The organism is Pseudomonas sp. ICMP 3272 (assembly GCF_001466905.1).
In the GTDB taxonomy this organism is placed as follows: domain Bacteria; phylum Pseudomonadota; class Gammaproteobacteria; order Pseudomonadales; family Pseudomonadaceae; genus Aquipseudomonas; species Aquipseudomonas amygdali.
This window is the reverse complement of sequence record NZ_LKEK01000072.1, coordinates 14,990-36,889: the sequence shown is the minus strand read 5'-3', so window position 1 is coordinate 36,889 and position 21,900 is coordinate 14,990. Positions and strand designations below refer to the sequence as shown.

Genomic DNA, 21,900 nt, shown 5'->3' with positions numbered 1-21,900 from the left:
CGGCAAGTCCGGATTTAAACCGGCCGGTGCACTCACCGGACGATCAAACAAACATAATCAGGAGATCGACAATGAAGCTTCGTCCTCTGCATGACCGCGTCGTAATCCGTCGCAGTGAAGAAGAAACGAAAACTGCCGGCGGTATCGTTCTGCCAGGTTCGGCTGCTGAAAAGCCTAACCGCGGCGAGATCGTTGCTGTGGGTACCGGCCGCGTGCTGGACAACGGCGAAGTACGTGCGCTGGCTGTGAAAGTGGGTGACAAGGTTGTGTTCGGCCCTTATTCCGGCAGCAACACAGTGAAAGTAGACGGCGAAGACCTGCTGGTGATGAGCGAGAACGAGATTCTTGCTGTCGTCGAAGGCTGAGTGCTCCCGCTGATTTCCGTTACTACAAAGTATTCAAGGAATAATGATCATGGCTGCTAAAGAAGTTAAATTCGGCGATTCTGGCCGCAAAAAAATGCTCGCCGGTGTAAACGTCCTGGCTGACGCAGTTAAAGCGACCCTGGGCCCTAAAGGCCGTAACGTTATCATCGAGAAAAGCTTTGGCGCTCCGCTGATCACCAAAGACGGTGTGTCGGTTGCCAAGGAAATCGAGCTTAAAGACCGTTTCGAAAACATGGGCGCGCAGCTGGTCAAAGACGTTGCCTCCCGTGCCAACGATGACGCCGGTGACGGTACTACCACCGCTACCGTTCTGGCTCAGGCCATCGTCAACGAAGGCCTGAAGGCTGTCGCTGCCGGCATGAACCCGATGGACCTCAAGCGCGGCATCGACAAGGCGACCATCGCCATCGTTGCAGAGCTGAAGAAGCTGTCCAAGCCTTGCACCGACACCAAGGCAATTGCTCAGGTCGGCACCATTTCGGCCAACTCTGATCACTCCATCGGCGACATCATTGCCGAAGCCATGGAAAAAGTGACCAAAGACGGCGTTATCACCGTTGAAGAAGGTTCGGGCCTGGAAAATGAGCTGTCTGTTGTAGAAGGCATGCAGTTTGACCGCGGTTACCTGTCTCCATACTTCATCAACAAGCCAGACACCATGGTTGCCGAGCTGGACAGCCCGCTGCTGTTGCTGGTCGACAAGAAGATCTCCAACATTCGCGAAATGCTGCCGGTTCTGGAAGCAGTCGCCAAGGCTGGCCGTCCTCTGCTGATCGTCGCTGAAGACGTTGAAGGCGAAGCGCTGGCAACTCTGGTTGTCAACAACATGCGCGGTATCGTGAAAGTTGCAGCCGTCAAGGCTCCAGGTTTCGGCGATCGTCGCAAGGCCATGCTGCAGGACATCGCTGTTCTGACCGGCGGTACCGTTATCTCCGAAGAGATCGGCCTGAGCCTGGAAACCACTACCCTGGAACACCTGGGTAATGCCAAGCGCGTCATCCTGAACAAAGAAAACACCACCATCATCGATGGTGCTGGCGTCAAAACCGATATCGACTCGCGCATCTCCCAGATCCGTCAGCAAATCGGCGACACCAGCTCGGACTACGACAAGGAAAAACTGCAAGAGCGTCTGGCCAAGCTGTCTGGCGGCGTTGCAGTGATCAAGGTCGGTGCCGGTTCCGAAGTTGAAATGAAAGAGAAGAAAGCCCGCGTTGAAGACGCCCTGCACGCAACCCGCGCAGCCGTCGAAGAAGGCGTGGTACCTGGCGGTGGCGTGGCACTGGTTCGCTCCCTGCAGGCTATCGAAGGTCTGAAAGGCGACAACGCTGATCAGGACGTCGGTATCGCTCTGCTGCGTCGTGCAGTTGAAGCGCCGCTGCGCCAGATCGTTGCCAACTCCGGTGACGAGCCAAGCGTTGTTGTCGACAAGGTCAAGCAGGGTTCGGGTAACTTCGGTTACAACGCTGCTTCCGGCGAATACGGCGACATGATCGAAATGGGTATCCTTGACCCGGCCAAAGTGACTCGCTCTGCTCTGCAGGCGGCGTCCTCCATTGCCAGCTTGATGATCACCACTGAAGCGATGATCGCTGACGTGCCTGAAGACAAGCCAGCAGGCGGCGGCATGCCGGACATGGGCGGCATGGGTGGTATGGGCGGCATGATGTAAGCCGGCTTTACCCCGAAAAGCTACACCCATAAAGAACCCCGCCTTGTGCGGGGTTTTTTATGGTCTTGCTGTTCCGGATCAATCAGTGCGTCGGTTGTACTTTACTGTTATCGAGGCCCTTCGGTTCAGGCTTGTAAAGCACAAAGTAGTAAACCCCCAGACAGATCAGCCAGCAGAACACTGCGGTCCAGATGTTATGGGAAAAGAAGTGCGCACCTTGCAGCATCCGCCCGACAGAGAACACCGATCCAAGGCCGAACGCCAGAGCCAGGCCCATTTTCGCCATCCGTGGACGACGGTCGCGAAAAGCGAAGAACAGCGCGAACAGGGTAAAGCCGGTCGCCGCATGCCCGCCCGGCCAGCAGCGTCCCGGTTTATCGGTCGCAGGGCGTGGGCTCAACAGTTCGCTGTAGGTTTCCTGCCCACCGAATTCTTTCAGGCTCCAGGGGCATTGCACTGAAGTCACCACTTTCACCGGGGTAACAAAGGCGGTTGAAAGCGCCATGGACAGCACCAGACAACCCAGTTCTCTGCGCCAGGGGATCAGGCGTTCTACCTTGAACGACGCAGCAAAGCCGATCATGGCCAGTACGCCGAAAACCATCACCAGTTGTTTGGCGCGGTCGTGAAGGACGTCTTCCAGAAAATAGCTGTGCCTGCCAATGAATTGCCCACTGACGGGATCGAAGGCAAGCCTGGCGATGTCCATGTCCAGCGAAGTCAGCTCAAGGAGTACGAGGGTCAGCGCTACAACAGCGGGGATACCCAGATAAATCCACGGATTGATTGGGCGAGAGTAGGGTGGGGCGACGGTTTTCGACATATCGAATCCAGATCGGTGAAAGGCATGCCGCGTTCATTGTGTGCGACGGTTTGTCTCAAAGTGTGTCATGTGCTTTGTAAATCATAGGTGAAAAAATCGTCATACCATATCGGCGCTGGCCCTGACGCTCACTTCGTCTTAAGCTGCGCCAGCCCAAACTGCATATGAGAGTGCGTTATGCGAATTCTTCTGGTTGAAGACAACCGCGACATCCTGGCGAACATGGCCGATTACCTGGGCATGAAAGGCTATACCGTCGACTGCGCTCAGGATGGCCTCTCAGGACTGCACCTGGCAGCCACCGAGCATTATGACCTGATTGTCCTCGACATCATGCTACCGGGCATCGACGGCTACACGCTGTGCAAGCGTCTGCGCGAAGATGCCCGTCGTGATACCCCGGTCATCATGCTGACCGCACGCGATCAACTGGACGACCGTCTGCAAGGCTTCCGCTCTGGCGCTGATGACTACCTGCTCAAGCCGTTTGCCCTGTCCGAACTGGCCGCGCGCATCGAAGCGGTGTTGCGCCGTGCCCAGGGCGGCGGGCGACGGACGTTGCAGGTGGCCGATCTGGTCTATGACCTCGATACCCTTGAGGTGACGCGTGAAGGACGGATGCTCAAGCTCAACCCGGTCGGGCTCAAGCTGCTCGCCGTCCTGATGCAGAAAAGTCCGCATGTACTGCGCCGCGAGATTCTGGAAGAGGCACTGTGGGGCGACGACTGCCCAGACAGCGACAGCCTGCGCAGCCATGTGCACCAGTTGCGTCAGGTGATCGACAAACCGTTCGGCAAACCGCTGTTGCAGACCGTGCACGGTGTGGGCTATCGCTTGGCCGAGGGCCGGGATGGAGTTTAAACAGAGTCTTGCCCAACGTATCATCATTGCCTTTGCATTGATGAGCGCACTGGTCGCCGGGTCTTTCGCCATCGGTATCATCTCCACGGTACATCTGGTCGAAGAAAAGCTGATTTCTGCCGGCCTCGGCGGCGACCTTAATCGCCTGATGCTGATGGACAGTGTCAGTGACTGGAGCCACCGGCCCAAGCCCGATCAGTTGTTCTACTTCAGCAACGGTCCGGGCGATTTCGATCTGCCCAAAGACCTTCGGCACCTTGAACCCGGTTTTCATGAGGTCTTCCGTGGGCCACTGTCGTACCACGCCATGATCGAGGTGGTGGACGGTCGGCATTACGCTCTGCTTCAGGATCAGAGCGATTTTGAAGAGCGTGAGCGGGTCCTGTTCGCGGTCGTGCTGGTCGGTTTTGTTCTGGCGTTGGCGCTGGCGGTATTTCTCGGCTGGGTGTTGGCCCGCCGGGTGATGGCGCCGGTAGTGCGTTTGGCCAGGCAGGTTCGTCACCGTGACCAGTTGCTGGGGCTGGCACCACCACTGGCGCCTGACTACGCAGCTGATGAGGTCGGCGAGCTGGCGGTGGCGTTCGATGCAACGCTGGGGCGTCTGAGGCAAGCGTTGATTCGTGAACGCATGTTCACCAGTGACGTGAGTCATGAGCTGCGCACCCCGCTGATGGTGCTGGCCAGCTCCTGCGAGCTGCTGCTGGAAAACCCTGCGCTCGACCTGCGAGGGCGTCGTCAGGTCGAGCGTATTGGCCGCGCCTGCGAAGAGATGCGTGATCTGGTGCAAACGTTCCTGATGCTCGCCCGCACCCAGCGTGAAGACCCGGCTATGACGCCCAAGGCCACGCTGGTCGGGGTGGCCGAACAGTTGATCTCTCAATGGCGTGATCCAATAGAAGGCAAGGGGCTGCAACTGACCTACACGCCACCTGCCGATGACCAGCTGTCCGAAATTCGTTACAACGCGACCTTCCTCCATGCCGTGATGGGCAATTTGCTGCGCAACGCGCTGCACTACACCGATTACGGATTCATTGCGCTGACCCTGCACGCCGAAAGTTTTACCGTGGAAGACAGTGGCGTCGGTATTCCAGAGGAAAAACGCGAGGCCATGTTCGAGCCATTTGTGCGTGGCAATGAGCAGCGCGGGGAAGGCCTGGGCCTTGGTTTGTCACTGGTGCAGCGCATCTGTGCCAACCAGGGATGGAGCGTCGATCTCACGCCCATGGAGCCGCACGGTTGCCGGTTCGAAGTAACACTGAACCTGAACAAAACCTGACGTTCATTTTGAGCAAACCCACCTCAGTGTGTGGCGGTAAATCGACCGCACTTCGTCGATAAGTCACACATGGCGTTTAACTCTCTGTAAAATCTCGAAACATCTGAAGTACAAAGGTAACAATATTTTCACATTCAGATGACCTGACAGTGACAGCGGTGCCTTTAGTTTGGCCCGCATCAACGTCAGGAGCGGCTCCCATGAGCGACCGTATAGAACTCGAGTTTTCCCGCAAGTACGACAAGTCGCATGCTCGTCAGTACCTTGAAAAGCATCAGGACGGTCTGTGGCGCAAGTTGTCGCATCATCGCGATGAACAACTGGCGAGAAAGGCGCTTCACTTGGCGGGTGACCCGGGCCTGGTGCTGGACCTGCCTTGCGGTGCAGGGCGTTTCTGGCCATTGTTGGCCGAGAAACCGAACCGCTCGATCATCGGTGCTGACAACTCCGCAGACATGCTCAGTACCGCTTGTGCATCACAGCCGGCAGAAGTTGTAAAAAGGGTACAACCTTTGCAGACATCTGCCTTTGACATCGACCTGCCTGATAACGCAGTAGACAGCATCTTCTGCATGCGCCTGCTGCACCATGTCGGCCAGTCAAGCGACCGGATGGCTCTATTGCGTGAGTTCCAGCGCGTAACCCGTGACAGTGTGATTGTCTCATTGTGGGTCGATGGCAATTTCAAAGCATGGAAGCGTGCACGCCTTGAGAAACAGCGCCTGCAGAAAAACGGGCAGGAAAGTTACCAGAATCGTTTTGTGTTACCGGTTGCTACCGCAGAATCCGAATTTGAACAGGCAGGATTTCGTATCCAGAACCGAATGGATTTTCTGCCGATGTACGCCATGTGGCGTGTCTATGTCTTACGTAAAAGGTAAACAGATGGGTTTGCAGTCCTTGAAAGAGCCAGTTGTGAACTCGGTGCAGGATGAGTTCAACCATTTCTGGAGTCAGCACGGCGAATGGGTTGAAGAACCCAATGCCCGTCGAGGTGGAGAGAGTGGTGTACAGCGGCTCACGATGGACAACGGGCAAACGCTTTATGCCAAGCGTCAGACAGGGCATATATACCGCAGTTTGCTGCACCCCTTGGGGCGACCGACTGTATTGCGTGAGCGCGAAGCGCTTGAGGGTCTGCGCAAGCTTGGCGTAGTTGTGCCGGAAGTCGTGTTTTGCGGTGCCGAGCGTGGTGAGGACAATGCCTGGCGGGCATTGCTGGTCACGGTGGCGCTGGAAGGTTTCGAAGAGATAGAAAAGTGGGAGGCTGGCGGAGGGCGCGAGCGGCATGGCGAGCTGTTTTATGAGCTCGTGCTCAAGGAAGTGGCGGCTACCCTGGCCCGTATGCACCTTGGCCGCTGGCAGCACAGCTGCCTGTATATCAAACACATATTTGTACGTGTGACCGGTGAGGGGCCGGATGCCAAAGTCGAGGTTGCCTTGCTGGACCTCGAAAAAGGCCGTCGTCGCCTGACAGCCCAAGGGGCGGCCCAGCATGATATGAAACAGCTACGACGCCATTCGTCATTCAGCGCTGCAGACTGGCAAAAGTTGATCTACTTTTATCAGGCAGCGTTTGGCAGCTCTATCAAAGGTTTAGAGTCATGAAGCTAGAAATGGCAAGAGGTCTGTTTATCTTCGGTGCATTGGCAATTGCCACCGTCGCAGTGGCAGCGCTTGAACAACCGTCTACCCAGATACTCACGACACAGCACGGCGAGGGATATTGCCCGTTGCCGCGTGTGGCCAAGAGTCTGGTGAGCGTGCAGCCCGACCATGACCTGTTGCTGTTCATGTACAGCCTGGCGCAAGGGGCCGGGGTCAGGAACTGAGGCGCTTTGCTGCCTGACTGCTGACTATCCCACCTGGGCCAGATGAAGATGGTTGTCCCACAGCCCTGCGGGCAGGTCCAACGGCTTGGCCAGCAGTTGCGCTTTGCGACAATCATAAAAGCGGCAACGCCCTTGGCCCGAGGTCACGACAAACCCATCAGCTACCGCACCCACGCCTGCGCAGTCCGGTAGCGGTGCATCCAGCTTCAATGCGCCGCTGTCCAGATCCCAGATGAAGAACCGGTTGCCACGCGGTGCCGTAAGGGCCACCAGGCGCAGATCACTGTGCACTGCTACGCTTGCGGTGTAATGAGCCATCGCCCGAAGTTGTTCTTCTGCCACCGGAAACGCCTGAAATGGCTGCCCCGGCCGTTTGATCGCCAACAACTCGGCTACTTCGTGGCTGTCGCCCATGAACTGCTGGCCTGCCACGATGGTGCCGTCGCTGGCGATGCCCATGTGACGCACGCTGTTCATCTGCTGGGAAAGTGTCTCCTTGCTCAGCAATGTACCGTCACGCTGCATGATCACCAGACTAGGCTGCATGGCATTCAGGTTCATCTCTACCCGGCTTTCCGCTTCGGTGCGAATGCCGCCGTTCGCGACCACCAGCGTTTCGCCATCCGGCATCCACGAAACCTGATGCGGACCGATACCATGCGTAGGAATTTCAGCCGAGTGCACCAGTCGCTGATCAACGAATCGATAGACGCCCAGTAGCCCTCGGCCTGGGTCAAGGGTGTCGTTTTCCGTCGCATATAGCCATTCGCCGTCGCGGTGAATCACCGCATGACCATAGAAGTGTCGGTTCGGCTGCGAAGCGATGGTTTGCAGCAAGCGGCCATCGCGCAAATCGATCAGATAGCTTTCAGTACCTGGACGACGTGCGATGAACACCGCAAGTGGCAGGTCGGGATGATTGATGATGTCGTGGCAGCGCTGGCCCACCTGGGTGGCAAATACCTGCGTTCCGTCAAGCCGGAAACCCACCGCGTAGTGTTTGCCGTCGCCATCGTCACGAGCGGAGAGCAGCAGAGGGTGTGCGTCTTTTTGCCTGAACAGCGTCCAGCCGCCCAGCGTGAAAGCGCTGAGCAAGAGACTGCCGAGGGCCATGGCCTGACGTCGCAACATCACGTGTACCTCTTGATCAATCGCCGTCGTTGGCGTTGAAGCCCAACTGAATGCCCAGAGCCTTGGCCAGCTCGCCTTCATGCAGGCGGTGTACCGCATTGAGGCTGTCGTAGAACGCATTGAGCTGCTGACGTCCTGCTTCGGTGGCCAGCAGGTCGGCGAGCGGCGGCTTGAGTTCCGACAGTAATTTGCGGCTGGTAGCGTAGGCCGCATCGATTTTGTCAGCCAGCGGTTTCTGCTCGGCGGGCAGCAAGCTGCGCAGGCCCTTGTTGTCGACACCGGTCCACACCGTTTCGGCGCTGATCAGGCTGGCTTCCAGGCTGCTGAGCGACGATTTGCTGCGCCATGCATCTGCCTGGAAGGGTTGTGGCTGGCCCTTGCTCTGGCGACCCAGTGGCGTGCCCAGTTTCTTCTTCAGGCTGTCGAGGGCCGTGACCTGAACCCGCAGCAGTTCGGCGATGGCTTCATGAGAATCCGCGTAGCGCTGGTTGGGGAATTTGCTCAGTTGCGCAAGCATGCCATCGGTGCTGTTCCAGCTGGTGAGGATTTCCTCGGCAAGCTGCTTTTGACGCTCGCCGATTGCCATCAGCAGCGGGCAGTAGCGCGCTTTCTGCTCGCTATTGGCCATGTCGATTTCCGCGTCGAACAGAATGTATTCGTAAGCGGACAAACCTTGCACCACGACGCTGGCCTTGGACAGCTCCTGAGCAGTGATCTGCGGCTGTGCCGTCACCAGCTGCTCGACCTGCCGGCCAACCAGGTTCTTCTTGTCTGGCCAGAACTGTATTTGCCAGGCGCGGTTGCCCTCGGCCAGTGGGCCGATCAACAGCGGTTGCAGTTCGGCCCAGGCCTTCTGCGCTTTGAGAAAGTCGGCGCGGGCTGTGGCCAGATCAGTCTTGCCCTGACAGAACGCCAGTGCGCTGGTTGCCAACTGACGATCAGCATCGACCCAGCGGCTGTAGGTCGGCAGGATTACCTGTTTGGCAATGGCTGCGGACGTGACCGCCTGAGGGTCGGATGGCGAGCAGGCACCCAATGCAAGCGCCGCAAGGCTGGTCAGCAACAACTTGGGTCGGAACATGTCCGGCTCCTTTATTTATTTTCGAAAGATGATTTTGAAAAAATCATGTTGAACGAGACGATTCTGGAATGGGAGCAATCATAACGAATTCAGAAACGCCAACAGCGCTTCACGTTGTTGCGCGTCAAATGCCAGAACCTGCCGCTGCGCTGCCTGGGCTTCGCCGCCATGCCACAGTATCGCCTCAAGTACATTGCGGGCGCGACCATCGTGCAACAGTTGGGTGTGCCCGCTCACGGTGCCGGTCAGGCCCAGCCCCCACAGCGGTGGCGTGCGCCACTCGCGGCCGGTGGCCTGGAACTCGGTACGGTTATCGGCCAGCCCTTCGCCCATGTCGTGCAGCAGCAAATCGCTGTACGGGCGAATCTCCTGATTGGCCAGCTCAGGCTCGGCAGCGTCGCTACGGGTCTTGAATGAGGGCGTGTGGCATTGCTGACAGCCCGCCTCAAAAAACAGATTCTTGCCCGCCAGCACTTGCAGGTCATCGACCTTGCGGCGTGCCGGAACCGCGAGGTTGCGTGTGTAGAACTCCACCAGACGCAGGATGTTGTCGCTGACCTCCGGCTCGCCGTTCGGGCCATTGCCGTTGGGCGCTGCCAGGCAATCGGTCTGGGCTGGCGTGCAGTCATCAAAGCGGCGCAGGCTGGTGGTCAGCCCCATGTCGCCGGAAAAGGCGTGCACGTTCTGCTGGTTGAGGTTGGGTTGCCCGGCTTTCCAGCCGAATCGGCCCATGACGACCTTTTGCTGTGCATCGTCCCAGACCCAGTTGGGGCGTCCCGAGATGCCATCGGCGTTCTTGTCATCGGGGTCGGCATTGGCAAGGATTGCTTCATCGGCAATGGCCTCAAGCAATCCCAGGCCGATCATCGGCGGGGCTATGCGCGCCGAGATGTGGGTATCGGGGTGCATCGGTCCGTAGCCCAGCTGGGTGATTCTGAGAGTCGGCTGGCGCAGGTCGACGGAGGTGCCATCGCGAAACTTGACCGTCAGCGCATCGTACTCGACCCGCACCTTGCCCTCGGGGGCCACGCCGGGGTTCGACATGTCCTGCAACTGCCCACCGTAAATCGGTTCAGGCAGCACGCCATTACGCTGCACAAGATCGGCGTAGCCCGGGTCGTCAGGAATCGACAGCCTGACCAGCATCGACACGGCATTGCTGTCGCCAGCTTCGGGTGGATGACCGCGACCGTCCTTGATGTGGCAGTTCTGGCAGGCGTTGGTGTTGAACAACGGCCCGAGCCCGTCACGAGCTGTGGTGGTCGATGGCGCAATCACCCATGGACTGCGGAAAAAACTGTTACCGACACTGAAGTCCAGGCGCCGCACGGGCGACAAGTTGGCCGAGGGCATGGAAAAGGCATTCTGATCGCTCTTCCTGACCGTCGCACTGCCACCGGACAAGGCTTCTCCCGGCTCGGCATGAGTGAAACGCGGGGCGTCATCGCATGCACTCACGGCCAGAGTCGTAAGCAAGGCAAGGGATAGACGGAGCCGCGTACTCATACACATCCTGCAACGAGGCGAAAATCGGGGCGTGCAAGCTTAGCAGCCTCGTGCAGTTTGAATAAGAGGGATTATCGTTTGCCTGCTCTGACGTAATGCGTTGTTACGAATCTCTGAGGCTGGTCTGCTCCCGGCATTTTTGCCTATGCTGCACATGTCGAAGTTGACAGCACACACGCAGATAAAACACCCAGCAGAGACCACATAGATGGATAACCCGGAAAACAGCGCGTTCGTGACCACCACCGAAGCACTGGAAGCGCTCTATGGCCCGATTGCTCCTCCTTCCATGACCAAGGAAGTCGACCATATTCACGCGGTTTACCGGCCCTTCATCGAGTCGGCACCCTTTGTTGTGCTGGCCTCTGCCGGGCCCGACGGCCTTGATGCGTCCCCGCGTGGTGATCAGGCGGGCTTCGTGCATATCCAGGACAGCAAGACGCTTTATCTGCCTGACCGGCGCGGCAACAACCGCATCGACACCTTGCGCAATATCATCAGCGACCCACGTGTCGCGTTGCTGTTCCTCATCCCTGGCCTGGGCGAGACCTTACGGGTCAACGGAACAGCGCAGATATCGGTTCAGCCCGAACTGTTGTCGCGTTTCGAGGTGAACGGCCAACTGCCCAGGTCAGTGCTGCGCATCTCCGTGACCAGCGTGTACTTCCAATGCAGCAGGGCAACCATCAGGTCCGGTTTATGGGATGCAACCCGGCACATCGAACGCAGCGCGCTGCCGACTGCCGGGCAAATACTAAAAGCGGTTTCGGCCGAGCAGATCGATGGTGATGCCTATGACAAGGCTTTGCCGGGACGCATTGCGGATACGTTGTATTGAAGCTCGGGAACTCGTTTCTGTAATGGTCGGGGCGCTCAGCAGTTGAAAGCAACGCATATCGGTCAGGCATAAAAAATGCCGGTCAGCGAACTGACCGGCATTGGTTGTTACCGCAAACAGTACCTGTCAGAACTCGTGATCAGCGTTGTCCGGGTTCAGGTCAGTGATGCCGAGCTTGCCAGCGGCCTGTTCGATAGCCCCCGTCTGTTTGACCAGCGCAGCGATGGCGTCACGTACCACTTGATTGCCTGCCGTGTTGCCGGCAGCGATCAACTGGTCGAAGTGCTCACCCTTGTTGGCGTGATCAACGATGACCTGCAGCTTGGCCTGGGTGTCGTCCAGATCGGCGCGCAAGGTGGCGTCAGTGGCCGGGTCTACCTTGGCAACCAGAGACGAAAGGCTCGGGCCGCTGACTTTGCTGCCATCGGTGCGCGTGTATTCGCCCAGGTAAACGTTACGAATACCCTTGCCGTTGTAGAAGTGCGAGTTGTGCGTGTTGTCGCTGAAGCAGTCGTGTTCGTCTTCGCTGGAGTTGGCTTCCAGTGCGACTTTCATGCGTTCGCCCGCCAGTTCACCCAGCGACAGGCTGCCCATGCCGAAGAGCATTTTGCGCAGACCGCTTTCGCCGGATTCAGCTTCCAGCGTGGCACGGTAGTTGTCGGCAACGCCGGCCTTCCAGTTGCCGGACATTTCTTCCAGATCGCTGACCAGCAGATCGGTAACGGCCTTGAGGTAGGCGCGGCGGCGGTCGTTGTGGCCGCCGGTTGCGCCAGCGCCTTCCAGGTAATCGCTGGCCGGACGTGCGCCGGCACCAGGGCCGGTGCCGTTCAGGTCCTGGCCCCACAGCAGAAATTCAATGGCGTGGTAGCCGGTAGCAACGTTCGCTTCGGAACCGCCCAGCTCGTTCAGGCTGGCGAGTTTTTCGGAGGTGATTTCCTTCACGTCGACCTTGTCTTCACCCACCTGAATTTCGGTGTTGGCGATGATATTGGCAGTCGCGCCCGGGTTGCCCAGCGCGTGCTGGTAATCCTTGGCGACATAGTCGATCAGGCCTTCGTCCAGGGGCCAGGCGTTAACCTGTCCTTCCCAGTCGTCGATGATGGTGTTGCCGAAGCGGAAGACTTCGCTCTGCATGTAAGGCACACGCGCAGCTACCCATGCATCCCGTGCGGCTTTCAAGGTTTCATCGTTGGGTTTGGCCAGGAATGCGTCGACGGCGCTGCTCAGTTTTTTCGCACCAGCCTCGGCGTCGTCGAACACCGCAGAAACCATATTGGCGTAATTCGCGACCACAGCCTTGGCCGCCGCTTCGTCAGTCTGGGCGGCTGCAGCCGGAGCAGGGGCAGCAGGCGTCGCCGCGGGAGTCGCCGGAGCAGCAGCTGGCGCGGGTGCCGGGGCGGCAGCCTTGTCCTTGCCTTCGCCACAACCGGCGAGAGAGATAGCGATGGCCAACAGACTAGCGGTTGCCAGAGGCATACGAATCATGACGGAATCCTGCGTCGAGAAAGTTGATGGCGGGGTGCGCCCAGAAAATCTGCGACATGATGCGAAAGATTTGCATTCGATGTAAAGGCAAAACGCCTTTGCGGTCGTGTTCAGGCATTCAGCAGGTTGTAACAGTCGGTTTCAAGATGGCTCGAAAGAGCCGTACCGTTCAGGGCCGTTCAGAGGCTGGCGGCGTTCCGCTCTCTCGACTGTTTCAGGTAGGCCAGCAGTTCCCGACCGGGCAGCGGCTTGCTGTACAGGTAGCCCTGGCCCTCGTGACAGCCCTGGGTGACGATATAGGCTTCCTGCTCGAGCGTCTCCACACCCTCGGCGATGACCTGCATGCCAAGGCTTTTACCCAGCTGGATAATGGCCCGCACGATGGTGGCATCATCGTCGTCGTCAATCAGGTCCTGAACGAAGCTCCGGTCGATCTTGATCTTGTCCAGCGGCAGGCTTTTCAGATAACTCAGCGACGAGTAACCGGTACCGAAATCATCAATGGCGATCAAGGCGCCGGAGCGTCGCAGGCTCAGCAGGTGCTGGGCGGCGGTATTGATATCTTCCATCAGGCCGGTTTCGGTCACTTCCAGTTCCAGGCTGCGCGGTGGCAGGCGGTAGATCTGCAAGAGGTTGTTGACCACACGCGGCAGTTCCGCGTGGTGCAGTTGCACGGTCGACAGGTTGACCGCCATGCGCAAGTCGGTGAAGCCCTGATCAAGCCATTCGCGTAACTGGCGGCAGGCCTGATCAAGCACCCATTCGCCGATGGCGATGATGGTGCCGTTCTGCTCGGCCAGCGGGATGAATACATCCGGCGGCACCAGACCATGCTCTGGATGTTGCCAGCGGATCAAGGCTTCTACGCCAACGATGCGGTGATCGCGATAGCTGATCTGTGGTTGATAGACCAGGTATAACTGATTGCCCGGCAAGGCGTCGCGCAGATCTTTTTCGAGTTCACGACGGCGGCGCATTTCGCTGTCGACGCTGGCGATGTAGAACTGATACCGGTTACGCGAGCGGGCTTTGGCCAGCGTCATGGTCTGTTCAGCTTTTTGCAGGAGTTTCTCGGTGTTGTCGCCGTCCTCGGGAAACAGCGTGATGCCAATGGTCGCTCGTAACCGGATCTGCTGTTCACCGACTATAAACGGGGCCTCCAGCTCATCCAGAATATTCTGCGCCAGCTCTGCTGCCTCGTAAGGTTGCTCTATTTTGGCCTGCACCAGTGCAAACTGATCGCCGCCCAATCGCGCCAGAGCGCCAAGTCGTCCGCTGTGGGCGCGCAGCCGGTCAGCCAGCGCGAGTAACAGTTGATCGCCTGCCTGATAGCTGAACTGTTCGTTGATACCCTTGAAGTCATCCAGACCCACGCAGAGAATCGCGACCCTGTGCTGCTGACGCCCCGCATCTTCGAGAATTCTGTCCAGCCCGGTCTGCAACTGAAGTCGGTTGGGCAGGCCGGTCAGGAAATCGTATTGCGCCATGCGCTGCAGATTGTTCTCCGCCTCGTGGCGCAGATAAGTGTGGCGCTCGATGGAGGCCAGCAGTTGGTTGGCGGTATTGACCCAAATCCCCAGTTCGTTTTTCTCGTGGCCCTTGAGCAATGGCAACTGGTGTTCGCTGGGACGGTCAGGGTTGATCGCGATCAGATGTTCGATGATTTTCGACAGTGGCTTGGTCAGCAACCAGTGATAGACCAGGTACAACACCAGCCCCATTGCCAATGCACGCAATACACCCGCGATGAAGATGATTGCGGCATTGACCAGAAAGCTTTCGCCATAATTGGCGGTGTCCAGCGTGATACGCAGGTCGCCGTAATACTCGCTGTAGGGGCTGCGACCGACCAGTTGGGTGGTGAAGCTGCGTTCCTGGCCGAGGATAAGGTCTGTCAGCCAGCGGGTTGGAGAGTTTTTCAGCGGGCGGTCTTTTTCTGCCAGCAGGCTTTCGTTGGGATGGCCTATCGACGCCATGCGTACCGAGTCGTCCTGGAACAGACCCTCGATGACCTGCATGCCCATTTCGCGGTCCAGGCTGTAAACGGCCTGCGTGGAGGGATCGCGGAACATTCCGAGAATTCGTTCAGCATCGCTGGCCACGGCCTGACGCGTCTTGTAGGCGTCGAAAACGATTTGCGCACAGCTGAGTATGACGCCTACCAGCAGCGCCGAAAGCAGTACGACGCGCAGCAACTTTACCGACAGGCTATTCTTGAGTTCCAGCTTCAATGGCCGTTCCTTAGTTCGTGTCGGAGGACATATCGCCCCATGACCCTCGAAAAGCCAGATCCGCCCGTCGTGACGTGGTCAGAAACGGTGCGTCTGGCTGATCTTCGCGTTCCTTGCACCTACTGGCCCAAGCCACCTGAGTGTGTCGGGTGGCCAGGTGGGTAACTTGAGCAGAACACTGTAAAGAATTACGTCGTGATGCGAGTCAGCTAGCGTTTTCTGACAATACACAAAGTAACAGCGGCAGGCGAAAAAACATTTGCTGTTCACCTGACTGGCAGGTCGAAGTCTGACGCCGTTTATTGAACACGAATCCGGAAAGACTACAGGTGTAAACCTGGAGCATAAAAAACCCGGCGCGAGGCCGGGTTTTTTCGATGACGCTGGACTCAGGCTGCGAATTGCTCGGCCACGAAGTCCCAGTTCACCAGGTTCCAGAACGCTTCTACGTATTTCGGACGCAGATTGCGATAGTCGATGTAGTAGGCGTGTTCCCAGACGTCGCAGGTCAGCAATGGCTTGTCGCCGCTGGTCAGCGGATTGCCGGCACCGATGGTGCTGGCCAGAGCCAGAGAGCCGTCAGCCTTCTTAACCAGCCAGCCCCAGCCGGAGCCGAAAGTGCCGATGGAGGTTTTGCTGAACTCTTCCTTGAACTTGTCGAAGGAACCGAACGCCTTGTTGATTGCTTCGGCCAGCGCGCCGGTAGGTTCGCCGCCAGCTTTAGGGGCCAGGCAGTTCCAGTAGAACGTGTGGTTCCAGACCTGAGCGGCGTTGTTGAAGATACCGCCCGAAGAGGTCTTGATGATTTCTTCCAGGGTCTTGCCTTCGAACTCGGTGCCTGGCACCAGGTTGTTCAGGTTCACGACGTAGGTGTTGTGGTGCTTGTCGTGGTGATATTCCAGAGTCTCCGCAGAAATGTGCGGCACCAGAGCGTCTTTGGCGTAGGGCAGTGGCGGCAATTCAAAAGCCATGGTTTATCTCCTTTCAGGTCAATTGCGGTAATCGCACGGCCGATCACGGGCGGCCAGATACAGCATGCACCGGGAGTTTTACTCTTTTGCGGCGCAGACCCCGGATCATAGCACCGGGTCTGCGGCTTAACCACGCAACAACTGTGTGGGATAGAGGTTCCAACGCGTTTGACCTGGCGCTCATGAAACCGGTCAGGCTGAGCGGATCAACTGAAAGGCCACGCTGAACATCATCACGGCGATCATCACGTCCAGCATGCGCCATGTGGCGGGGCGGGCGAGCCAGGGCGCGAGCCATGCCGCGCCAAGTGCCAGGCTTGAGAACCACAGCAGCGAGGCGCTGGCAGCGCCGGCCACGTAAGCCCCCGGCACGTCCTGTTGCGCTCCGAGCGAGCCAATCAGCAGCACGGTGTCCAGATACACATGCGGGTTCAGCAAGGTAACGGCCAGCGCACTGAGCAACACCGTGCGCAATGATCTTTTGCCAACGGCTGCGTTGTGTTCAAGGCTTTGCCGCGAGCAGGCGCGGCGCAATGCCTGCAGGCCATACCAGCTCAGGAATATCACACCGCCCCAGCGCGCTACCGCCAGCAATGTCGGGTTTTGTGCGAGCACATTGGCCAGTCCGAAGACGCCTGCCGCTACCAGAATGGCGTCGCAGACAATGCACAATAGCGCGACGGGTACGTGATGTTCACGGCGCAGGCCCTGAGCGAGCACAAAAGCGTTCTGAGTACCGATAGCCATGATCAGGCCTGCCGCGATCAGCAGGCCATTAAGGTAGCTTTGCCACATAAAGACGTTCCATTGAGCAGATTCAGATGGCGATTCTTATGCGTTGAGCGCTATAAGGAAAACAAATAATGTTCATCGCTCATTAGGAAAACTGATGTTCGACTACAAATTGTTATCTGCATTGGCGGCTGTGATCGAGCAAGCCGGTTTCGAGCGGGCCGCTCAGGTGCTGGGGCTGTCTCAATCTGCGGTTTCGCAGCGCATCAAATTGCTGGAGGCACGCATTGGTCTGCCAGTGCTGGTGCGGGCGACGCCACCGAGCCCGACCGACATCGGACGGCGCCTGCTCAATCACGTGCAGCAGGTCCGGCTGCTGGAGCGCGACTTGCAAAGTCAGGTGCCGGCGCTGGATGAAGAGGGCATGCCCGAGCGTCTGCGAATCGCCTTGAATGCCGACAGTCTGGCGACCTGGTGGGCACCGGCGATCGGGGCGTTTTGCACGCAACACCGGCTGTTGCTGGATCTGGTCGTTGAAGATCAGGACGTAGGCCTCAAGCGCATGCGTGCCGGCGAGGTCGCGGCCTGCCTGTGTGGCAGCGAGCGTCCGGTGGCCGGGGCGCGCAGCCTGTTGCTGGGGGCCATGCGCTATCGGGCGCTGGCCAGTCCGGCATTCATCGCCCGCCATTTTCCGCACGGTGTGAGCCCGGAAAACCTGGCCAGATCGGCAGCGCTGGTGTACGGGCCGGACGACCTTTTGCAGCATCGTTATCTGGCACTTCTTGGTGTTCAGGACGGCTTCGAGCATCATTTGTGCCCGTCCTCCGAAGGTTTCATACGTATGATCGAGGCCGGAATGGGCTGGGGCCTTGCGCCCGAGTTGCAGGTGCGCGACCAATTGCGCAGCGGCACTCTGCTTGAATTGCTGCCGGAGCGCTGCATCGATGTGCCGCTTTACTGGCACCATTGGCGCAATGGCGGGCAGCTCTTGACCCGGCTTACCGAACATCTTGCGCAACATTCGGCCGATTGGCTGGTGCCGCTGAGCGAGGAATGATCGTCAACATGATCATGTGTAATCCATGCAGGCAGGGTTTTCCCTTTCCTGCAGATGCGTTAACGGAGCGGTAAATGAAGATTCTGGTCACCGGCGCGAGCGGCTTCATCGGCGGACGCTTTGCGCGTTTTGCCCTTGAGCAGGGCATGAGCGTGCGGATCAATGGCCGTCGTGCCGAAGGTGTCGAGCACCTGGTCAGGCGTGGCGCAGAGTTCATCCAGGGCGACCTCGCTGACCCTTATCTGGTGCGGGCGCTGTGCGATGACGTGGAAGCGGTGGTGCACTGCGCAGGCTCGGTCGGCCTGTGGGGACGGCGCCAGGATTTCATGCAGGGCAACGTGCAGCTCACCGAAAATATCGTCGAAGGCTGCCTGAAACAAAGGGTGCGAAGGCTGGTTCATCTTTCGTCGCCCTCCATCTACTTTGATGGCAAGTCGCACCGTGGCATCAAGGAAGAGCAGGTGCCCAAGCGCTTCCATAACCACTATGCGGCGACCAAATACCTGGCCGAGCAAAAGGTCTTCGGTGCCGAAGAGTTCGGCCTGGAGGTGATCGCCCTGCGGCCGCGCTTTGTCACCGGCGCAGGCGACAACAGTATTTTCCCGCGTTTGCTGCACATGCAGCGCAAGAAGCGTCTGTCGATTGTCGGCAACGGTTTGAATGTGGTGGATTTCACCAGCATGCACAACCTCAACGAAGCCATGCTGAGCAGCTTGCTGGCAACCGGCTCGGCGCTGGGCAAGGCCTACAACATCAGCAACGGCACGCCGGTCCCGCTGTGGGATGCGATCAATTATGTGATGCGCCAGATGCATCTGCCTCAAGTCACCCGTTATCGTTCATACGGGCTGGCCTACAGTGCCGCGGCGATCAATGAAGGTGCCTGCCTGCTGTGGCCGGGCCGACCTGAACCTACCCTGTCAAGAATGGGCATGCAGGTCATGAACAGGGATTTTACGCTTGATATCAGCCGCGCCAGGCATTATCTGGATTATCAGCCTCAGGTCAGCCTGTGGACAGCGCTGGATGAATTCTGTGGCTGGTGGCAGGCACAGCACGCAATCTGAATGCGGTAGTGGCACAGTGAGATTGGTTACGCGCTGTTGTTATACTGCCCGACTTTGGTTTAACAGCTTCCTGAAGGGTTATTCATGCGCAACGATCCATACGATGACGTCGATGACGTTCCCAGCCTGAGCGCCAAGGACGATGATGACGACTTCGCGCCGGGCAATGGTGCACGCGAACGCACCACGGTCTATTCGCGTACCACACCGGTGGTCAAGGTAAAGGGGCCGAGCACAGGACCGTTATGGGCGTTGGTCGGCGCGCTGTTCATTGCCTTTTGTGGTCTGGGCTGGTGGAGCTTTCAGCAGGTTTCTCTCATGGAGCAGCAATTGGTCGCCACTCAGGAGAGCTTTGCGCGCATCAGCGAAGAAGCGGCGGGACGCCTGCAGGATATTTCCGGCAAAGTCGTTGCGACCGAGGCGCTGTCCAGCGATGGCGAGGCGCTCAAGCAGCGCATCAAGCTGCTGGAAGCGCAACTGGAAGATCAGGACAAACAGCGCGAGGGCGTTGAAGGCCAGCAGGGCAGTCTCGACAAGCGCCTGGAGCAGATGGCCGCGCAAACCGCCCAGCAGCACAGTGAAAGCGCGCAGTTGCAGGAGCAGCTCAAAAGCGTCGTCGCTGAGCTGACCACGCTGAAAGCCGCGCTGCCCGATCTGAAAACCGCACAGGCCGATCAGGGCAAGCTGGATGCGCAGATCAAAAGCGTGGCAGCCGATGTTGCGACACTGAAGAAACAGGGCAACCCGTCGGCTGCTGTCGAGCGCCTGGAACAGGACCTGATGGTCATGAAAAGCGAGCAGGAAAACCGCCCGGCCCCTTCAGCAGAGGCCAATACTGCCGAGTTCGACGCGTTTCGTGCTCAGGTCACCCGCAATATCAATACCCTCACCAGCCAGATCCAGAATCTGTCGCAACAGCTCAACGCGCGTCGTTGAAGGCGAGACTTGCCGGCGGCTGTCCATAGCAGATAGCCGCTGGCAAATTTCCTGACATTTTTTTGTACTCGTTAAATAGATATGTGCTTGCCAATGGAGGGAAGGCTTACGCTTGCCTGACTGTTAAATAAATGGAGTTTCAATAATGAATGGAATCAATGAGATGTACGCCGATGCCCCGCAAGAAACGACCGAAAATTACATCCCGGCTGAAGACTCAGGCCAGGGAGTAGACGAAGTTGCCAGGACGCCGTTGCCCACTTACGCCGAAGTACCGGGTTATCCGGAGGATTTGCTACTCCAGCGGGCCAAGCCACCGGTGAAGTTCAAACCGCCTGTAAAGCCACCTGTAAAACCTCCGGTCAAGGTGACAGGTCCGGTGAGACCGCCCGTGAGACCGCCTGTGAAACCCTCGATCAAGGTGAAAAAGCCAGTGAGGCCACCTGTAAAACCGCCTGTTAAACCGGTTATCAAACCACCCGTTGCGCGAAAGTTACCGTCGGCCCCTGAGGCACCTTCGCGCCTGGACAAGCTGCTGGCAATCATCAACACGGGCACCGGTGTTTTACAACTGATCCACCCGCTCAACAGTGTCTTCAACCCGGATGGTACGGTCAGCTATCCGAATGGAAGTGTTGCGGCGGCAGATGGCCAGTCCTTGAAGCACACGGATGGCACTGTTCAACACCTGGATGGCACCACCGTGCATGCCGACGGCTCGGTCGAGCACCCCGGCGGCGATGTTCAACACAAGGACGGGACCTGGGTCATGGCAGATGGCTCTGTCAACTACCCCGACGGTCGCTGGAAGTTAACGGACGGCACGATCACTGATGCCGAAGGCAATGTGCTAGGTACAGTCGGGCCTGAGGCTAAGCTGTAACAGCAATAAGTACGGGCGATAAAAAACCCTGGCTCTTGCGAGTCAGGGTTTTTTGCTGTTGCAGCGCCGTGTTACAGGCGTGGGTAGTCGATATAGCCGACCGGCCCTTTGCCGTAGAACGTTTCGGGATGCGCTTCATTCAGAGGTGCATCGCTGGCCAGGCGTTCAGGCAGGTCCGGGTTGGCGATATAGGGCACACCAAATGCGATAGCGTCGGCCTTGCCTTCTGCCAGCCAGGTATTTGCGGTGTCCTTGGTGAATTTTTCATTGGCGATGTAGACGCCGCCGAAATCCTTCTTCAGCTGCGGGCCGAGGCTGTCTTCAGCGTCACGCTCACGGGCACAGATGAACGCGATACCGCGCTTGCCAAGCTCTTTGGCCACGTAGCTGAAGGTTTCAGTGCGGTTAGCATCGCTCATGTCGTGCATGTCGAAGCGAGGCGAAAGGTGTACGCCCACGCGACCAGCGCCCCACACCTCAATGACCGCATCAGTCACTTCCAGCAGCAGACGGGCACGGTTTTCTACCGAACCGCCGTACTCGTCAGTGCGCTGGTTGGAGCCGGTCAGCAGGAATTGTTCCAGCAGGTAGCCGTTGGCACCGTGTACTTCCACGCCGTCGAAGCCCGCAGCCTTGGCGTTTTCCGCACCGACGCGATAGGCCTCGACGATGTCACCGATTTCCGCCAGTTCAAGCGCGCGCGGGGTCGGCAGCGGGGTGATCGGGCGCATCAGGCTGACGTGGCCTTCAGCTGCGATAGCGCTAGGGGCCACCGGAGTTTCGCCGTTCAGGTACGCCGGGTGGGAGATGCGGCCAACGTGCCACAGTTGCAGCACGATGCGGCCACCAGCGGTATGCACGGCCTTGGTGATGTTGCTCCAGCCACGTACTTGATCGTTGGACCAGATGCCGGGTGTGTCCGGGTAACCAACACCCATCGGCGTGACCGATGTTGCTTCAGTCAGGATCAGGCCTGCAGAAGCACGTTGCACGTAATACTCGGACATCAATGCATTGGGCACGCGGCCTTCGTCGGCGCGGCAGCGCGTCAGTGGCGCCATGATGATGCGGTTTGGCAGTTGCAGATCGCCAATGGTGATCGGGTCAAAGATAGTCGTCATGTGTCGAA

General features: G+C 58.4%; 20 protein-coding genes and 1 pseudogene. 12 read left to right on the top strand and 9 right to left on the bottom strand.

Features of this window, described 5'->3' with window-relative positions; genetic code table 11:
* The first annotated feature begins 71 nt into the window (after nucleotides 1-71).
* Together AO068_RS20330 and groL are read left to right on the top strand one after the other, a co-directional pair.
* Entirely contained in the window at nucleotides 72-365 is a 294-nt protein-coding gene (locus AO068_RS20330) for a co-chaperone GroES (RefSeq protein WP_003304675.1), read from the top strand.
* Nucleotides 366-414: 49 nt separating this feature from the next.
* On the top strand, nucleotides 415-2,058 hold the full coding sequence (gene groL / locus AO068_RS20325; protein ID WP_002555022.1) for a chaperonin GroEL: 1,644 nt from the start codon (nucleotides 415-417) through the stop codon (nucleotides 2,056-2,058).
* 82 nt (nucleotides 2,059-2,140) lie between these two features.
* Here groL and AO068_RS20320 read toward each other — a convergent pair whose 3' ends face one another.
* A complete protein-coding gene (locus AO068_RS20320; protein ID WP_058409280.1) occupies nucleotides 2,141-2,881 on the bottom strand; it encodes a phosphatase PAP2 family protein in 741 nt (246 codons plus the stop codon).
* Nucleotides 2,882-3,058: 177 nt separating this feature from the next.
* On the opposite strand from AO068_RS20320, the gene colR reads away from it, so the two are divergent.
* The 5 genes from colR (at nucleotide 3,059) to AO068_RS20295 (ending at nucleotide 6,853) form a co-directional block, all read left to right on the top strand.
* Entirely contained in the window at nucleotides 3,059-3,742 is a 684-nt protein-coding gene (gene colR, locus AO068_RS20315) for a two-component system response regulator ColR (protein WP_002555020.1), read from the top strand.
* The gene (locus AO068_RS20310; RefSeq protein WP_002555019.1) at nucleotides 3,732-5,021 is read left to right on the top strand and encodes a sensor histidine kinase; all 1,290 of its coding nucleotides are present in this window, start codon (nucleotides 3,732-3,734) and stop codon (nucleotides 5,019-5,021) included. Before colR ends, AO068_RS20310 begins: the two co-directional genes overlap by 11 nt.
* A 200-nt stretch (nucleotides 5,022-5,221) precedes the next feature.
* Nucleotides 5,222-5,902 (top strand): class I SAM-dependent methyltransferase, encoded by a 681-nt coding sequence (locus AO068_RS20305; protein WP_002555018.1) that lies wholly within the window; start codon nucleotides 5,222-5,224, stop codon nucleotides 5,900-5,902.
* Between the two features lie 4 nt (nucleotides 5,903-5,906).
* Nucleotides 5,907-6,629 carry a lipopolysaccharide kinase InaA family protein gene (locus AO068_RS20300; protein WP_058409279.1) on the top strand — a complete coding sequence of 241 codons (723 nt, stop codon included), beginning with the start codon at nucleotides 5,907-5,909 and terminating at the stop codon, nucleotides 6,627-6,629.
* Nucleotides 6,626-6,853: a hypothetical protein gene (locus AO068_RS20295; protein WP_002555016.1), complete on the top strand. Its 228-nt coding sequence runs from the start codon at nucleotides 6,626-6,628 to the stop codon at nucleotides 6,851-6,853. Before AO068_RS20300 ends, AO068_RS20295 begins: the two co-directional genes overlap by 4 nt.
* Nucleotides 6,854-6,877: 24 nt before the next feature.
* Here AO068_RS20295 and AO068_RS20290 read toward each other — a convergent pair whose 3' ends face one another.
* The 3 genes from AO068_RS20290 to AO068_RS20280 all read right to left on the bottom strand — a co-directional run bounded on the left by AO068_RS20290 (nucleotide 6,878) and on the right by AO068_RS20280 (nucleotide 10,571).
* Entirely contained in the window at nucleotides 6,878-7,984 is a 1,107-nt protein-coding gene (locus AO068_RS20290) for a DUF1513 domain-containing protein (protein WP_058409278.1), read from the bottom strand.
* A 16-nt stretch (nucleotides 7,985-8,000) separates the two neighbouring features.
* Nucleotides 8,001-9,065 carry an imelysin family protein gene (locus AO068_RS20285; protein ID WP_058409277.1) on the bottom strand — a complete coding sequence of 355 codons (1,065 nt, stop codon included), beginning with the start codon at nucleotides 9,063-9,065 and terminating at the stop codon, nucleotides 8,001-8,003.
* Between the two features lie 78 nt (nucleotides 9,066-9,143).
* Nucleotides 9,144-10,571, bottom strand: a complete 1,428-nt coding sequence (locus AO068_RS20280; protein WP_058409276.1) for a di-heme oxidoreductase family protein — start codon at nucleotides 10,569-10,571, stop codon at nucleotides 9,144-9,146.
* Between the two features lie 208 nt (nucleotides 10,572-10,779).
* Between AO068_RS20280 and AO068_RS20275 the strand changes: the two genes are divergently transcribed.
* Nucleotides 10,780-11,409 carry a pyridoxamine 5'-phosphate oxidase family protein gene (locus AO068_RS20275; RefSeq protein ID WP_058409275.1) on the top strand — a complete coding sequence of 210 codons (630 nt, stop codon included), beginning with the start codon at nucleotides 10,780-10,782 and terminating at the stop codon, nucleotides 11,407-11,409.
* A 126-nt stretch (nucleotides 11,410-11,535) separates the two neighbouring features.
* Here the strand turns inward: AO068_RS20275 and AO068_RS20270 are convergent, their stop codons facing one another.
* The 4 genes and pseudogenes from AO068_RS20270 to AO068_RS20255 all read right to left on the bottom strand — a co-directional run bounded on the left by AO068_RS20270 (nucleotide 11,536) and on the right by AO068_RS20255 (nucleotide 16,891).
* Nucleotides 11,536-12,894: an imelysin family protein gene (locus AO068_RS20270; RefSeq protein ID WP_058409274.1), complete on the bottom strand. Its 1,359-nt coding sequence runs from the start codon at nucleotides 12,892-12,894 to the stop codon at nucleotides 11,536-11,538.
* A 169-nt stretch (nucleotides 12,895-13,063) separates the two neighbouring features.
* Nucleotides 13,064-15,125, bottom strand: a pseudogene (locus AO068_RS20265) (putative bifunctional diguanylate cyclase/phosphodiesterase).
* Nucleotides 15,126-15,514: 389 nt separating this feature from the next.
* Nucleotides 15,515-16,096, bottom strand: coding sequence for a superoxide dismutase [Fe] (gene sodB, locus AO068_RS20260; RefSeq protein WP_058400741.1), 582 nt, complete (start codon nucleotides 16,094-16,096; stop codon nucleotides 15,515-15,517).
* Between the two features lie 192 nt (nucleotides 16,097-16,288).
* Entirely contained in the window at nucleotides 16,289-16,891 is a 603-nt protein-coding gene (locus AO068_RS20255; protein ID WP_058409273.1) for a LysE/ArgO family amino acid transporter, read from the bottom strand.
* Between the two features lie 94 nt (nucleotides 16,892-16,985).
* Between AO068_RS20255 and AO068_RS20250 the strand changes: the two genes are divergently transcribed.
* The 4 genes from AO068_RS20250 to AO068_RS20235 all read left to right on the top strand — a co-directional run bounded on the left by AO068_RS20250 (nucleotide 16,986) and on the right by AO068_RS20235 (nucleotide 20,771).
* Nucleotides 16,986-17,885 (top strand): LysR family transcriptional regulator ArgP, encoded by a 900-nt coding sequence (locus AO068_RS20250; RefSeq protein WP_058409272.1) that lies wholly within the window; start codon nucleotides 16,986-16,988, stop codon nucleotides 17,883-17,885.
* Between the two features lie 74 nt (nucleotides 17,886-17,959).
* Complete coding sequence (locus tag AO068_RS20245) at nucleotides 17,960-18,952, top strand: NAD-dependent epimerase/dehydratase family protein (protein ID WP_004656428.1); 993 nt, start codon at nucleotides 17,960-17,962, stop codon at nucleotides 18,950-18,952.
* 84 nt (nucleotides 18,953-19,036) lie between these two features.
* The gene (locus AO068_RS20240) at nucleotides 19,037-19,888 is read left to right on the top strand and encodes a hypothetical protein (protein WP_058409271.1); all 852 of its coding nucleotides are present in this window, start codon (nucleotides 19,037-19,039) and stop codon (nucleotides 19,886-19,888) included.
* A gap of 163 nt (nucleotides 19,889-20,051) precedes the next feature.
* Complete coding sequence (locus tag AO068_RS20235; protein WP_058409283.1) at nucleotides 20,052-20,771, top strand: hypothetical protein; 720 nt, start codon at nucleotides 20,052-20,054, stop codon at nucleotides 20,769-20,771.
* A gap of 71 nt (nucleotides 20,772-20,842) precedes the next feature.
* On the opposite strand, the gene AO068_RS20230 is transcribed toward AO068_RS20235, so the two are convergent.
* Nucleotides 20,843-21,892, bottom strand: a complete 1,050-nt coding sequence (locus AO068_RS20230) for an alkene reductase (protein WP_002555001.1) — start codon at nucleotides 21,890-21,892, stop codon at nucleotides 20,843-20,845.
* Between the last annotated feature and the right edge of the window lie 8 nt (nucleotides 21,893-21,900).